Raw genomic sequence first — 13,964 nt, 5'->3', positions numbered from 1 at the left:
GAAAGATCATATAGAAAGACAGTATTATCAATTGTTGAGGGGGTCAGTAGCGCGCGCTCAGGCTGAGGAACAGCGAGCGGCCCGGTTCGGGGAAGCCATCGGTCAGCACATAATCCCGGTCGAAGAGATTGCGACCGCCGACGCTGAGCGTGGCCTGTGGCGTCAACGCATAATCGATGGTCAGTCCGGCCAGCGCATAGCCGCCCGTCTTGTAATAGATGGGCGCGAGGCCATTGGCGGAGGCGGGCGTGACGGTCGTGCGGCGCGAGGCAAAATCGAGGTTGGGGGTGATCCGCAGCGCAGGGACGGGCCGCCAGCCCAGATAGGCAAAGCCTTTGTGGCCCGGCACATCGGTCAGCTGAAACGGACGGATCAGGCTGCCCGCCGGCGCCGTGCCGACCGTGAAGTCCCGCTGGATGTAGGAATAATTGCCGCCCAGCTCGATCTGGTCGCTCAGCTTCAGATCCACCGCGACCTCGCCGCCATAATAACGCGCCGATCCATAATTCTCCCGGCGATTGAGGTTGGCCGGCGTGCGGACCGAAACCAGCGCGTCGCTCACCCAGCTGTGGAAGAGCGCTGCGCTGACATGGAGCGGCCCCAGCTGACGCGCGCCGCCGACCTCCAGCGTGGTCGCCCGTTCCGGGTTAAGGCCGGGATTGGGCTCGGCGGTGCCGAACTGGCTGCTGAACCGCTCGAACAGGGTCGGAAAGCGGCCACGGGACGAGAGCGAGAGATGCGCCGCGCTGCCATTCTCGCCGCGCCAGTCCAGCCGCCCTTGCGCGTTCAGCGCATCGACGTTGCGCAGCGGAAAGCTGTAGAGCCGGTTGGCGCCGGTCTGCCCCTGCGGCACGCCATAGTCCTCCGCGCGGTCGAGATCGCGCCAGTCATAGGAGGCGCCCAGCGTCAGCGTCAGGGCGGGCAGCAGGGCGAGGCGGTTCTCCACCGCGATGCTCCAGTTGCGCTCGGCACTGATCTGCACCGGCTCGGCGATGCTGCCGGGCAGGCCCGGCCGGCTGGTCTGGGATTCGCGGTGCTCGTCATGTCGGTAATGGAAGGCGAGGGTCAGCCGGTCGACGGGCAGCAGGTTCACGCCGAGCTCTGCCGATCCGCCATAGGCCGTGTCCGCATAAGGGCTGTCGAAGGACCGACCCAGCGTCTGGCTGGTCTGGCTGCGATTGTCCCAGGAGCGCAGCAGATTATCGAAGCGGCTGTAATAGGCCCGCGTCTTGAGCGTCGCCTGGCTGCTGAGCGCGGTGGTGGCAAGGAAGGACAGCGTGTCGATGGTCCAATAGGGCCAGCTCCAGTTGCGCAGCGAGACATTGCTCGTGTCGCTCACATGCAGCGGCGCATTCTTGCTGCCTTCCTGCCGTGTGTAGCTCAGCACATATTCGTCGGTGGCGTTGGGGGTGACGCCCAGCTTGGCATTCACGCGCCAATCTGACGTGCGGGAGAAGTCGCGGGCGCCGCCGTCCTCGTTCGCGCTGACCGGGTGGAAGCTACCGGCGAGCGTCCAGTGATCGGTGAAATTGCGGGCATAGCTTGCCTGCGCGTACCACTGGTCCTGCCGCGTGCCGAGCAGGGCGAAGACGCTGTAGCCACCATAATCCGCATCGCGGTCGAGATTGAGCGTGGCGCGCGCCTCGGCCTCCAAAGCCTTGGTGGGCTTGCGCGTGACGAGATTGATCGCGCCGCCCATGGCGCCGGGGCCGTCCAGCACGGAGGTATAGGCTTTCGCCACCTGCACCTCGGCAATGTCCGGCGTGAGGAAGCGGCCGAAGTCTAGCCGGTTGTCGGCCGGCAGATAGACGCGGATCCCGTCAATCGAGAGCGGCACCTGAAAGCGGTCGAACCCGCGCACGAACACCAGCCGCTCGTTGCGCGAGCCACCGCTATTGCCCGCCGAGACGCCCGGCAGGAGGTTGATCGCATCGTCGAGCTGCACGCGGTTGAAGCGGACCATGGCCTGCTGGCCGAGCGTCTCCGTGCCGAGCAGCCGGTCAGGTCCGGCGGGCGCCGTCACGATGATCTGCCCGAGGCTGAAACTGCCGGCCTCGCCCTCCGCCACCTGCGCGCGGGCCATGCCCGACGTCACCAGAATTGCGGCGCCCAGCACCAGTGTCGCTCTCATCAATGGATCCCCTTTTCTTGATCGTGAGTCGATGTATATGTGCAAATACATCGAAAGAACCAACCGTCCAGAGGAGAAGCGGACAATGCGTGTGATGATGGCTCTCGCAATGGCGCTGGCACCGATGCCCGTCGCCGCTCAGATGCCCGCTGCGGATGCGCCCGCCTGCGCGGACGATGCGGCTCTGCCGCCTGAATTTGCGGCCTGGCGCAGCGCCGAGCGGGTTGCCAGCGCGACGGAAGCAGCCGTTCAGCTCAAGCCCGGCCAGGCCGTCGATCTCACCTTGTCGCCTGCCTCATCCGTCGCGTTCGCTGCCGCGCCCGAGCGTGCGGCCAAGCCCGGCACCTACGCCGGGAGGCTAGCGTTCGACGCCCCGCGCGACGGCATCTATCGCGTCGCCTTGGGCGCAGCGGCGTGGGTGGACATGGTGACCGACGGCGCCCGCGTGCCCTCGCTCACGCATGGCCACGGGCCGGCTTGCTCGGGCATCCGCAAGATCGTCGATTTCCGCCTCAAGGCCGGGCGCCACATCCTGCAGATCAGCGGCAGCGAGGCCCCTGTCATCAGAGCGATGATCGTGCCGGCCACCGAATAAGATCGCGCCAGCCCTCCGGCCAAGAGCAGATTTCCCCAATCGCCGCGCAGGCCCCGTTCTGATAAAGTCGCGCTGAATATGAGGGGGATCGTCCATGAGGCCGCATCGGGAATATCATCTCGTCTCGCGCATCGGCTGGCTGCGCGCGGCGGTGCTGGGCGCCAATGACGGCATTGTGTCCACGGCCAGCCTCATCCTCGGCGTGGCGGCCTCGGGCGCGGATCGGTCGGCGCTGATCGTCGCGGGCGCTGCCGGTCTGGTGGCCGGGGCGATGTCCATGGCGGCCGGCGAATATGTCTCGGTCAGCTCTCAGTCCGACACCGAGCGCTCCGACCTCGCGCGCGAGACGCAGGAACTGGCCACCGCGCCCGAGGCCGAGCTGCAGGAACTCACCGACATCTATGTCGCGCGCGGCGTCGACCCGGCGACGGCGCGGCGCGCGGCCGAGCAGATGATGGCCCATGATGCGCTCGGCGCCCATGCGCGTGACGAGTTGCACATTACCGAGACGACAGCGGCGCGCCCGGTGGTCGCAGCCTTCACCTCCGCCGCCACCTTCACGGCCGGCGCGGCGCTGCCGCTGGTGCTGGCCGCCGTGCTGCCGATGGACCGCATGGTGGTGGGCGAGGCGGCAGGATCGATCCTGTTCCTCGGCCTGCTTGGCGGCATCGGCGCGCGCGCTGGCGGCGCCAAGCCCTGGCGGCCGGTGGCGCGGGTGGTCTTCTGGGGCGCGCTCGCCATGGCCCTGACAGCCGGGATCGGGCGGCTGGTCGGGACGAGCGTCTGACGGGACGGCGTCGGCCGCCTAGCTGGCGGGCGTCGCGATCCCCGCCTGGTCGCTCAGCTCCTTGAGCCGGTAGAGCATCGACTTGCGCCGATCGAGCAGATGGAGACGCATCGCCGTGAAGGCGCCCTCACTGTCGCGCGCGGCGATCCGGTCGAAAATGCCCTGCAGCGACTTGTAGCCGATGCGGCTGTTGCGCGGCGAGGCTTCCAGCGCCGTGAACAGGTTGAGCAGCGCATGCTCCAGCGCATGCATGAGCGTCACCAGCGTGCGCGCGCCCGAAGCCTCCACGATGAAGCGGTGGAAGGCGAGGATGCGATCGACCGACTCCCGCCGCGGCAGGTCCGGCTCCATGATCCGCTCCAGCAGCAGCCGGAGCGCCTCGATCTGGTCGTCGGTGATCTTCTCGGCAGCCAGCTCTGCGGCGCGGCATTCGATGCCAATGCGGGCATCGAAAATCTCCTCGGCCGTCACCTGGACGAGCATGAATTGCACCGCCAGCGCTGTCGCGAACTGGTCCGGCTTGCCCTCGGCGATGGTGGCCCCGCCGCCCGCGCCGGTCTTGATCGTCACGACGCCCAGCGCCTCCAGCCGGCCCAGCGCCTCGCGGATCGGCACGCGGCTGGTCTGGAAGGTCTCGGTCAGCTGCGCCTCGGTACCCAGGAACTGGCCGGGCTTGAACTGGCCGGCAAACAGCGCGTCGATCACCTGCGAGACGATGCGCGAGGCGAGCGACTGGCTGCGCACGGAACTGAAAACGGTGTCGGATTCGGCCAAGGGAACAGGCTTTCTCATGTTGGCATCGTCCGCGCGGGGCGGGCGATCGGTCATTCTATATGATGATTTCAATCCTGCCCCGCCCGGCATTGCTTGACAAGCCACGCCGCATCGGATGAAAAAGAATAACTATATTATAGTTTGATTCATTCGGATGTGGGGGAGGGCGGAATGTCGCCGGAAGACAATGCCTTGCTGACCCAGACCGGCCCCGGCACCCCCATGGGCGCGTTGATGCGGGAATATTGGATCCCCGCTTTCATGCCGGACGAAGTCAAGGCTGGCGGCGCGCCGCTGCGGCTCCGCCTGCTCGGGGAGAACTTCCTCGCCTTCCGCTCGCCCGATGGCTCGCTGGGCGTGGTCGATCATCGCTGCGCCCATCGATGCGCATCGCTGTTCTACGGGCGCAATGAGGAGGGCGGCATCCGCTGCGTCTACCATGGCTGGAAGTTCGATCGGACCGGCCAGTGCATTGAGATGCCGAGCGAACCCCCGGAGACGGACTATAAGGACAAGGTGAAGATCCGCGCGCTCCCCGTGGCCGAGCGCTACGGCGTCGCCTGGGTCTATATGGGCACCCGCGCCGAGCCGCCCGCACTGCCGCATTTCGACTGGGACGAGGTAGAGGCGGGCCAGCCGCTCACCGTCACCTTCATGATGCGCGAGTGCAACTGGCTGCAGGCCTTGGAGGGAGACATCGACACCTGCCATGTCGGCTTCCTGCATCTGGGCGCGGCGACGCCGGATCAGTTCGAGGAAGGCTCGATCAATTATTACCGGCAGATGCGCGAGAATCTTGCGCCGAAATATGAGGCGCTGGAGACCGATTACGGCACCATGTATTGCGCCTATCGCCCGGCCGGGGACAATCTCTATCACCGCATCGGCCAGTTCGCGCTGCCCTTCTGGACCATGGCGCCCTCCGAACCGCTCGACCATATCCGCGCCCGCGCCTGGGTGCCGCTGGATGATCATCATGCCATGCTCGTCACCATCGGCGGCCCGCGCACCGGCGCGACGACGCTCACCAAGGCGGGCAAGCCGATCCCCGGCACCACCTCGCCCATCAATTTCCTGCCCAACACCACCGACTGGCTCGGCCGCTTCCGCATCGATGCCAATCCGCGCAACGATCATCTGATCTCGCGTGAGGCGCAGTCGACGCAGAGCTATAGCGGCATCGAGGCGATCCCGGTGCAGGATCAGGCCGTCACCGAGAGCATGGGGCCGGTGGTGGACCGCACCATGGAGCATCTGGGCACCAGCGATCGGATGATCGTGCTCACCCGCCGGCGGCTCAAATGGGCCGCGACGGCGTTGCGGGACGACGGGGTGGTGCCGCCGGGCGTCGATAATCCGGCCTGCTACCATAATGTCCGCGCCGGCTATGCGCTGCTCCCGCCCGAGCAGGACTGGCTCGATTTCTACAATGCGCGCCGCGCGGTGTGGAGCAGGGGGACCGCCGAGCCGGTGGACCGCAAGCGCCGCCTCGCGGCCGCGCCAGCCTGAGGACCGTTCATGTCTGCCACCTCTTCCCATCGCCCGGGCGCGCACTTCCTGCAACTGCCCGGTCCAACGACCACGCCGCAACGGGTGATGGAGGCGATTGCGCGCCCGACCATCAACCATCGCGGGCCTGACTTCCGTGATCTCACGGTCGAGGTGCTGGACGGGATAAAGGGCATCTTCAAGACCGAAGGCCCGGTCATCATCTACCCTTCGTCGGGCACCGGCGCGTGGGAGGCGGCGCTCGTCAACGCGCTCTCGCCGGGCGATGCGGTGCTGATGTACGAGACCGGCTGGTTCGCGACGCTCTGGTGCCGCCTCGCCCGCAAGATCGGCCTGGAGCCCGAGCTGATCCCCGGCGACTGGCGTAGCCCGGTCGATGCCGCAGCCATTGGCGAGCGGCTGCGCGCGGACAAGGCCCATCGCATCAAGGCGGTCTGCGTGGTCCATAACGAGACCTCCACCGGCGTGACCTCAGACATCGCCGCCGTGCGCCGCGCCATCGATGAAGCGGGGCATCCCGCGCTGCTGATGGCCGATCTGGTCTCGTCGCTGGCGTCGGCGGATTATCAGCATGATGCCTGGGGCGTGGATGTAGCGGTCGGCGGCTCGCAAAAGGGGCTGATGCTGCCGCCGGGCCTCTCCTTCAATGCCCTGTCGCAAAAGGCCATCGCGGCGTCGAAATCGGCCGGGATGAGGCGCTCCTATTGGGATTGGGGCGAGATGCTGGAGGCCAATGCCCGGGGCTTTTTCCCCTACACCCCGGCCATCAATCTGCTGCAGGGGCTGCGCGAGGCCATTGCCATGATGCAGGAGGAGGGGCTGGACGCCGTCTTCGCGCGTCACCAGCGGGCGGCGCAGGCGACGCGCGCGGCGGTCGCCCAATGGGGCTTCGAGACGCAATGCCGCGATGATGCCGCCCATTCGCCTGTGCTCACCGCCGTGCGGATGCCGGAAGGCATCTCGGCCGATGCCGTGCGCGAGGCGGCGCTGGAGCGCTGCAACATGAGCCTCGGCAATGGCCTTGGCCAGCTCGATGACCGGGTGTTCCGCATCGGCCATCTCGGCGACTTCAGCGACGCGCTGGTGCTCGGCACCATCGCCGCGACGGAAGCCGCGCTGGCCTTCGCGGGCGTCCCCTATCGGGCGGGCGGGACGGAAGCGGCCATCGCCGTGCTGACCGGGCAGGCGCAGCGCGGCGCGCCCGGCCTCGCCGCCTGATCGGGCGAGGGCGGCAAGAGACAGGACGGGAGCGAGGGCATGGCAGGTCGAGCGAGCCTTACAGACAAGATCGCCATCATCCGGGCGACCTGGCGCTATCCGGGCTGGGGGGTGGTCGCCAAGGCGTTCTTCATCTTCCTCATCGCCTTCGGCGCGCCGCTGACCATGCCGTTCGTCTATCCCGAGGTCATGAAGGAGTTCGGCTGGACGCTCACCCAGGCGACGCTCATCTACACCTATAAGAGCCTCACCGGCGCGATCATGGCGATCTTCATCATCGGCCCGCTGGTGGAGCGGATCGGCCTCAAGCTGGTGCTGGTCGGCGCCATGGCGGCCGAAGCCATCGGTCTGGCGGGCTTCCTGTTCGTCCACTCGCTGTGGAGCTATTATGTCGTCGGCTTCATGATCGGCATCGGCCAGGGCGCCGTGATCATTTCGCTGCGCCTGCTCGTTTCGCGCTGGTTCATGCGCAATGTCGGGCTGGCGACGGGCGTGGCGGTCATTGGCACCAGCTTCGGCGGCGTGCTGTTCCCGCTGATGACGAGCCAGCTCATTCCGCTTTATGGCTGGCGCGTCGCCTTTGCCTGTCTGAGCATCGGCATCTTCTGCATTTCCATTCCGCTGGCGCTGTCGGTGCGGTTCAACCCCAGCGAGGCGGACGTGCTGCCCGAGGCGGTACGGACGAGCGAGCAGGTCAGCAGCGCCCGGCTGCGCGCGGCCGATCTCGGCATCAGCTTCCGCACCATGCTGCGCCAGCACGCCTTCTGGCTGATCGCGCTGGCGACATTCCTCTCGGCGCTGATCGATCAGGCGCTCTTTCAGCACAGCATCTATTATCTCACCAACGAGATCGGCCTCTCGCGCACCGTCGCGGCCTCGGCCTGGTCGCTCACCTTCCTCATCGGCATCGGCGCCAAGTTCGTCGCGGGCATGACGTTCGATCGCTTTTCGGTGAAGGGCGTGGCGGGCTGGAACCTGCTGCTCGGCCTGGCCATCCTGCTGGCGTTGCCGGTGCAGGGGCTGTTCACCGCGCTCGTCTTCACCACCGTGCTGGGGGTGGCGCATGGCGGGCTGACCGTGGATGGCCCGGTCGTCGCCAAGCATGTCTATGGTCCCGGTCTCATGAACCGCCTGCTGCCGGTGCTCGCCGGCTTCAACACCATGGGCTCGGCCTTCGGGCCGGTCGTGCTGGCGAACCTGTACGATCGCACCGGCACCTATCTGGTCGGCTTTGGCGTGTTCATCGCCCTGACGATCGTCGCCGCACTGCTGATGGCGCGTGTCACCCCGGCCTATCTGCTGCGGATCAGGGCACTGCAGGATAGCGGGTCAGAATGCGCAACCGGTGGCTAATGGCCGCCTGAACACATTCCAATCGCTGACTATGCGCCGTCACCCTATGTTGAGCGGCGCGTTTGCTCCCTATCCTGCGTCATTCCCGCGAAGGCGGGAATCCAGTCAAGCTCGCAAGTTCAATCCCAGGGTGACGGCAAGATCCTGCCAATCGGGGTTGGCCCGCTCGATCAAATCGAGCTTCCAGGCTCTGCGCCATTTCTTGATCTGCTTTTCGATGAGGTTGGAAGTGACGCCCAGAGAGAGCGTACCGTTGCGATGCGACGCCAGCAGATACACTTAGGGATCGATTTCGCGCGTCATTTCAACGTTGCTACTGGATTCCCGCGTTCGCGGGAATGACGAGGTGAGGCAACAATCATGTCCGGACGATCACATGACGAGACAAGGCCGATCCCGGACAAGTGCCGGACCATCCCCCTGCGCCAGTCATTGATCGGCTTGGCTGAGCGGGAGCGGAGCACCTCCGTCCCGGCGGGCTTCTTCACCCAAGCGGAATCGTGACCGCCTGCATTTCCATATAGGATTGCATCCCCGCGACGCCCTGCTCGCGCCCATAGCCTGAATGCTTGGCGCCACCGAAGGGCACGTCGCGGCCATTGCCGCCATGCCGGTTGACCCAGACCATCCCGGCCTCAAGCTGCCGGGCAATCGCGCCGCCGCCGTCTGTGTCCGCCGTCCACACCGACGCCCCGAGGCCGAATTCGGTGGCGTTGGCGCGGCGGATGACATCCTCGATCTCGTCGAAAGCCAGGACCGGCAGCACCGGGCCGAACTGCTCTTCGCGCACCAGCGGCGCTGCGTCATCCAGTCCGGCGACCACCGTCGGCATGACGAAATAGCCCGGGCCCGGCAACCGCTCGCCACCGGTGAGGATCTGCGCGCCCGGAGTCCCCCGCACGCCCTCGAGCAGCGCCAGCACCTTGTCGAACTGCATCCGGTTCTGGATCGGCCCCATCTGGCTTTGCGGATCGGTGCCCGGTCCCACGCGGATGGCGGCCGCCCGGCGCGCCAGCGCCTCGACCATCGCCGGGTAGAGCGCGCGATGCACGAACACCCGCTTGATCGCCATGCAGACCTGCCCGCAATTGGCAAAGGCGCTGCGGGCAATGCCCTCGGCAGTGGCTTCCACATCCGCATCGGGCAGGACAATGGCGGGATCGTTGCCGCCCAGTTCCAGCGTGATGCGCTTGAAGGTGCTTGCCGCGCTCGCCATCACATGCCGGCCGGTCGCGACCGAGCCGGTGAAGCTGATCTTGTCCACATCCGGATGCGTTGTCAGCCAAACGCCCAGATCATTGCCGCCGCTCAGGATGTTCACCGTGCCCGGGGGCACGATGTCGGCAATGGCCTGGCCGATGGCGAGCGTGGAGAGCGGCGTGAGCGGGGAGGGCTTCAGCACGATGCAATTGCCGGTGTAGAGCGCCTGCGCGATCTTCACGGTGGCCAGCATCACCGGCACGTTCCACGGCGTGATGCCGCCCACCACGCCGAGCGGCCGGTAGCGGATTTCCACCCGCTCGCGCGCATCTTCGCGCAGCACGCCGCCGGCGACATCGAAGGCGCTCAACGCCTCGATATGATCGGCCGCGCGGCGCACCTCGCCAATGGCGTCGCGCAACGGCTTGCCCTGTTCTGCGGTGAGCAGCGCGCCCAGCGGATCGGCGACCTCGCGCAGGCGCGCGGCGATCCGGTGGATGACGGCGCGCCGCTCGGTCACATCGCGGGCGGACCAACCGGGGAAGGCCCGGCGCGCGGCGGCGACGGCCCGGTCGAGATCGTCCCGCTGCGCGTCCGGTGCCTGCGCAAAGGCATTGCCCGTCGCGGGATCGATCACCGGCATGAACGCCTCTCCCGCCACGATCTCCCCGTCGATCAGCATGCCGGCGGCAAGCTGGGGCGAGTCAAGCATGGGCTTTTGCGCGGTCAGACGATCGTTCATGTTGCTTTTGGTCTCCGCTTGGCTCACATCCGGCGATACGCCATAAAGATAATATAGTAGTATAGTTTGAGCAATCGGGAAGGGGTGGAATGTTTGACGATTTCGTGACCTTGGGACGGTCCGGCCTGCGGGTGAGCCGTTACGCGCTCGGCACCTTCAACTTCGGCGGCGCCCAGCCTTGGAGTCTGGACGCCACCGCTGCCGGGCGCCTCATTGCGCAGTATTGCGACCTTGGCGGCAACTTCCTCGATTGCGCGAACAGCTATGGCGGCGGCGAGGCCGAGACGATCCTCGGTGATTATCTCGCCGGCGAGCCCGGCCTGCGCGACCGGCTGGTGATAGCCACCAAATTCGGCTCGAATGTCCGCGATGGCGATCCCAATGCCGGCGGGGGCGGGCGCAAGTCCATCCTGCAAAGCGTCGAAGCCTCGCTGCGCAAGCTCAAGACCGACCGGGTCGACCTGCTCTGGATGCACATTGTCGATCCGCTGACGCCGATGGACGAGACGATGCGTGCGCTCGATGATCTGGTCCGGGCGGGCAAGGTGCTGCATGTCGGCCTCTCCAACATCCCGGCGTGGAAAGTGGCCGAGGCGCACTGGCTGGCGCAGTGGCGCAATCTGGTGCCGGTGATTGGCCTGCAGCTGCAATATTCGCTGATGGAGCGGAATATCGAGATCGAGCATGTGCCGCTGGCGCAGGCCTATGGCATGGGCATCGCGGCCTGGTCGCCGCTCAAGAGCGGGGCGCTGAGCGGCCGCTATCGGCGCGGCGATGCCAGCAATCATGATGCCGAAGGGCGTGGCTCGTTCCTTGCCCGCATTCTGGACGAGAAGGCCGAGCGCGTGCTGGACGTCGTGCTGCAGGTCGCGGAGCGCCACGGCGCCAGTCCCGCGCAGATCGCGCTGGCCTGGCTTCAGGCGCAACCCTGGGTCACGACGATCCTGCTGGGCGCCAACGATGCCGACCAGCTTGTCGAGAATGCCGCGGCGAGCCGCATCACCCTGTCGGCCGAGGATCTGGCGGCGCTCGATGCCGCCGGGCCTCCCGCGCTGACCTATCCCGCCGACTTTGCCCGGCGTGCCACGGGCTCGATCAGTGGCGGCACCCGCATCAACGGTATCGCGCCCCCCACCGGCGGCGGCTCGCCGAGCCAGAGCCGCCGCTAAGGGTTTAAGCTGAGCGCTTAAAGGGCCAGCGCCGCGTAGCGCTCGAGATGGGCGTCGCGGTCGCCATGGGAGAGCTCGAACAGCCCTAGTCGGGCGAACAGATGCGCGGCCGGATATTCCTGCACCAGTCCCATGCCGCCATGGAGTTGCACGCACTGCTCGCCGATGAAGCGGGCCGACTCGCCGACCTTCACTTTCGCCGCCGAGACCGCGCGGGCGCGTGCCGCCGGGTCGCCCGCCTCGCACGCAGCGACGGCGGCGGCGGCAATCGGCGCGGCAAGCTCCTGCGCGATGGCCATGTCGACCAGCCGATGCTGGAGCACCTGAAAGGCATCCAGCGGGCGACCGAATTGCCGGCGGGTGTGGGTATGCTCGCGAGCGAGGGCATTCGCCGCCCGCAAGGCGCCAATGGCATCCGCGCAGGCGAGGGCGGTGGCTTCATCGAGCGCGCGGGCCAGCGCCGCCTCGGCGCCGGTCATCCGCGCGGCGGTGGGCACGATGACGTCATCCAGCAAGAGGTCGGCGGCACCGGTCCAGTCGAAGCAGCGGGTCGGACGAACGGCCAGATCCGCCGCCGGGACGAGAAACAGCGCCACACCCCCGGCCGTGTTCGCCGAAACGATGAACAGGTCTGCGCTATCCCCGCCCGCCACGGCGATCTTGCGCCCCGAGAGGCGCCAGCCATGCGGATCGGGCGTGGCGTGGGCGGTGATCGGCCGGCCATAGCCGCCATCGGCTTCCTCATGCGCCAGCACGATGCGCACCGCGCCGGTGCAGATGGCGGGCAGCCATGCCGCCTGCTGGTCCTCGCTGCCGGCCGCCGCCAGCAGTCGCGCACCGATCATCACCGCCGCATAGGGCTCCAGCACCATCGCGCCGCCCATCGTCTCGACGGCCATGGCCAAGTCACCGAGCGAACCGGGGAAGCCGCCATGCCCCTCCGGCAGGGTGAGGGCGAGCAGGCCAAGCTCGGCATAAGCCACCCAGGCCGCCCGCGATTCCCGCGCCGGGCTCTCATGCGCATCGCGGCGTTGCTCGAAGCTGTAGTGGCGGGCGAGAACGGTTTCGAGCGAGTTGCGCAGCAGGTCGCGAATGTTCGTCTCTTCGGCACCGTTTGCGGGTGCGGCGTCCATCACGGTCGTGTTCATCGGGCTGCTCCCAGGCCAAGCGTTTTGGCGATGATGTTGCGCTGGATTTCGTTCGAGCCGCCATAGATGCTGACGACGCGCGTATCGAAATGGCTCTTGAACAGGCGGCCGAGCCAAGGCTGGCGCGGATCGCCAGCATCCATGGCGGCGTCGGGGGCGAATGGCGCGGCGCTGCGGCCCGCCACCTCGACCAGCAGGCGCGTCAGTCGCTGCTGAAGCTCCGATCCCTTGATCTTGAGCATATTGGCCTCGATCCCCGGGGCGACCCCGGCCCGGGCGCGGTCCAGCATGGCGGTGGCCATGGCCTCCAGCGCATCCAGCTCGATGGCGGCTTCGGCGATGCGCGCGCGGACATGCGGCGCGCCGGCCAGCCCCTGGTCGGCCGCGATCTGCTTCAGCCGCGCCAACTGGCGGCGGTTGCGGCCGATCCGCGCGATCGACAGCCGCTCATTGCCGAGCACCACGCGCGAATAGGTCCAGCCTTTATGCGGCTCGCCAACGAGATTTTCGGCGGGCACCCGCACAGTGTCGAAGAACACCTCATTGGTGGTGTGGGCGCCGTTGAGCAGGATGATCGGGCGGATGTCGATGCCCGGCGTCTTGAGGTCGATGAGCAGCATGGAGATGCCCATTTGCGGCTTGGGCGCATCGGGATCGGTGCGGACAAGCGCGAACATCATGGTCGATTCATGCGCCATGGTCGTCCACATCTTCTGCCCGTTGACCACCCAATGGTCGCCGTCCCGCACGGCGCGAGTCTTGAGCGAGGCGAGGTCGGACCCGGCGCCCGGTTCGGAAAAGCCCTGGCACCAGATGTCCTCGCCGGAGAGGATGCGCGGCAGATAATGGGCCTTCTGCTCCGGCGTGCCGTAGTGCATCAGCGTCGGGCCGAGCATCTTGAGGCCGAAGGAGCCGAGGTCCGGCGCGCCTTCCTCAGCCAGCGTCTCCGAGAAAATATAGGTCTGGACCGGGCTCCAGCCGGTGCCGCCATGCTCCACCGGCCAGTGCGGCGCCGCCCAGCCGCGCGCGTGCAGCGCCTTGTGCCAGGCGAGCCGCTCCGCTGCGGTGATGCCGACCGCGTTGGTCACTTTCTCGCGTACATTCGCCGGGCATTCGGCGCGCACGAATGCGCGGACCTCTTCGGCAAAAGCCTGCTCGCTTTGCGTGTACATGCCTGTCCTCTCCTTCTCCTTCCCATCATCGCGCGCTCGCAGATAATATCAAGTAGCTTTATATAAAGCGGCTGGAGAATGTTGTTGTCATTAGCATCGATTTGCGCAACAATTGAGTCGTCACCGGATCGGGGCAGATGGCTGCGCGGTTTGCATCGAGGGCGCC

General features: G+C 67.0%; 12 protein-coding genes. 6 read left to right on the top strand and 6 right to left on the bottom strand.

The window, feature by feature from the left end; all coding sequences use genetic code 11:
* Window positions 1–43 precede the first annotated feature (43 nt).
* A complete protein-coding gene (locus M2334_RS12960; RefSeq protein ID WP_264605635.1) occupies window positions 44–2,131 on the bottom strand; it encodes a TonB-dependent receptor plug domain-containing protein in 2,088 nt (695 codons plus the stop codon).
* A gap of 85 nt (window positions 2,132–2,216) precedes the next feature.
* Between M2334_RS12960 and M2334_RS12955 the strand changes: the two genes are divergently transcribed.
* Together M2334_RS12955 and M2334_RS12950 are read left to right on the top strand one after the other, a co-directional pair.
* Window positions 2,217–2,726: a homogentisate 1,2-dioxygenase gene (locus tag M2334_RS12955; protein WP_264605634.1), complete on the top strand. Its 510-nt coding sequence runs from the start codon at window positions 2,217–2,219 to the stop codon at window positions 2,724–2,726.
* Window positions 2,727–2,820: 94 nt separating this feature from the next.
* A complete protein-coding gene (locus M2334_RS12950) occupies window positions 2,821–3,513 on the top strand; it encodes a VIT family protein (RefSeq protein ID WP_264605633.1) in 693 nt (230 codons plus the stop codon).
* Between the two features lie 18 nt (window positions 3,514–3,531).
* Here the strand turns inward: M2334_RS12950 and M2334_RS12945 are convergent, their stop codons facing one another.
* Window positions 3,532–4,305 carry a FadR/GntR family transcriptional regulator gene (locus M2334_RS12945; RefSeq protein ID WP_264574647.1) on the bottom strand — a complete coding sequence of 258 codons (774 nt, stop codon included), beginning with the start codon at window positions 4,303–4,305 and terminating at the stop codon, window positions 3,532–3,534.
* A gap of 153 nt (window positions 4,306–4,458) precedes the next feature.
* On the opposite strand from M2334_RS12945, the gene M2334_RS12940 reads away from it, so the two are divergent.
* From M2334_RS12940 to M2334_RS12930, 3 genes are read left to right on the top strand one after another with little or no spacing between them, the layout of a single operon-like run.
* Entirely contained in the window at window positions 4,459–5,796 is a 1,338-nt protein-coding gene (locus M2334_RS12940) for a Rieske 2Fe-2S domain-containing protein (RefSeq protein ID WP_264594951.1), read from the top strand.
* 9 nt (window positions 5,797–5,805) lie between these two features.
* Window positions 5,806–7,014: a pyridoxal-phosphate-dependent aminotransferase family protein gene (locus M2334_RS12935; RefSeq protein WP_264605632.1), complete on the top strand. Its 1,209-nt coding sequence runs from the start codon at window positions 5,806–5,808 to the stop codon at window positions 7,012–7,014.
* Window positions 7,015–7,053: 39 nt separating this feature from the next.
* Complete coding sequence (locus M2334_RS12930; RefSeq protein ID WP_264605631.1) at window positions 7,054–8,367, top strand: MFS transporter; 1,314 nt, start codon at window positions 7,054–7,056, stop codon at window positions 8,365–8,367.
* A 105-nt stretch (window positions 8,368–8,472) separates the two neighbouring features.
* Here the strand turns inward: M2334_RS12930 and M2334_RS12925 are convergent, their stop codons facing one another.
* The gene (locus M2334_RS12925) at window positions 8,473–8,646 is read right to left on the bottom strand and encodes a hypothetical protein (RefSeq protein ID WP_264605630.1); all 174 of its coding nucleotides are present in this window, start codon (window positions 8,644–8,646) and stop codon (window positions 8,473–8,475) included.
* 205 nt (window positions 8,647–8,851) lie between these two features.
* Window positions 8,852–10,309 carry an aldehyde dehydrogenase family protein gene (locus M2334_RS12920; RefSeq protein WP_264605629.1) on the bottom strand — a complete coding sequence of 486 codons (1,458 nt, stop codon included), beginning with the start codon at window positions 10,307–10,309 and terminating at the stop codon, window positions 8,852–8,854.
* 89 nt (window positions 10,310–10,398) lie between these two features.
* Here M2334_RS12920 and M2334_RS12915 point away from each other — a divergent pair, with 89 nt between their 5' ends.
* A complete protein-coding gene (locus M2334_RS12915; RefSeq protein WP_264605628.1) occupies window positions 10,399–11,478 on the top strand; it encodes an aldo/keto reductase in 1,080 nt (359 codons plus the stop codon).
* 17 nt (window positions 11,479–11,495) lie between these two features.
* Here M2334_RS12915 and M2334_RS12910 read toward each other — a convergent pair whose 3' ends face one another.
* Both M2334_RS12910 and M2334_RS12905 read right to left on the bottom strand, forming a co-directional pair.
* A complete protein-coding gene (locus tag M2334_RS12910) occupies window positions 11,496–12,626 on the bottom strand; it encodes an acyl-CoA dehydrogenase family protein (protein ID WP_264605627.1) in 1,131 nt (376 codons plus the stop codon).
* Window positions 12,623–13,798, bottom strand: coding sequence for an acyl-CoA dehydrogenase family protein (locus M2334_RS12905; RefSeq protein ID WP_264605626.1), 1,176 nt, complete (start codon window positions 13,796–13,798; stop codon window positions 12,623–12,625). The genes M2334_RS12910 and M2334_RS12905 overlap by 4 nt, the downstream gene beginning before the upstream one ends.
* Window positions 13,799–13,964: the final 166 nt, after the last annotated feature.

Origin of the sequence: Sphingobium sp. B11D3D (assembly GCF_025961755.1) — a bacterium.
Classification (GTDB): Bacteria; Pseudomonadota; Alphaproteobacteria; order Sphingomonadales; family Sphingomonadaceae; genus Sphingobium.
This window is presented reverse-complemented; position numbering and strand designations above follow the sequence as displayed.

Bases quoted from the DNA above. Each gene is read 5' to 3' on its own strand.
- M2334_RS12960 (WP_264605635.1), bottom strand. From the start codon at position 2,131: ATGAGAGCGACACTGGTGCTGGGCGCCGCAATTCTGGTGACGTCGGGC.
- M2334_RS12955 (WP_264605634.1), top strand. From the start codon at position 2,217: ATGCGTGTGATGATGGCTCTCGCAATGGCGCTGGCACCGATGCCCGTC.
- M2334_RS12950 (WP_264605633.1), top strand. From the start codon at position 2,821: ATGAGGCCGCATCGGGAATATCATCTCGTCTCGCGCATCGGCTGGCTG.
- M2334_RS12945 (WP_264574647.1), bottom strand. From the start codon at position 4,305: ATGAGAAAGCCTGTTCCCTTGGCCGAATCCGACACCGTTTTCAGTTCC.
- M2334_RS12940 (WP_264594951.1), top strand. From the start codon at position 4,459: ATGTCGCCGGAAGACAATGCCTTGCTGACCCAGACCGGCCCCGGCACC.
- M2334_RS12935 (WP_264605632.1), top strand. From the start codon at position 5,806: ATGTCTGCCACCTCTTCCCATCGCCCGGGCGCGCACTTCCTGCAACTG.
- M2334_RS12930 (WP_264605631.1), top strand. From the start codon at position 7,054: ATGGCAGGTCGAGCGAGCCTTACAGACAAGATCGCCATCATCCGGGCG.
- M2334_RS12920 (WP_264605629.1), bottom strand. From the start codon at position 10,309: ATGAACGATCGTCTGACCGCGCAAAAGCCCATGCTTGACTCGCCCCAG.
- M2334_RS12915 (WP_264605628.1), top strand. From the start codon at position 10,399: ATGTTTGACGATTTCGTGACCTTGGGACGGTCCGGCCTGCGGGTGAGC.
- M2334_RS12910 (WP_264605627.1), bottom strand. From the start codon at position 12,626: ATGAACACGACCGTGATGGACGCCGCACCCGCAAACGGTGCCGAAGAG.
- M2334_RS12905 (WP_264605626.1), bottom strand. From the start codon at position 13,798: ATGTACACGCAAAGCGAGCAGGCTTTTGCCGAAGAGGTCCGCGCATTC.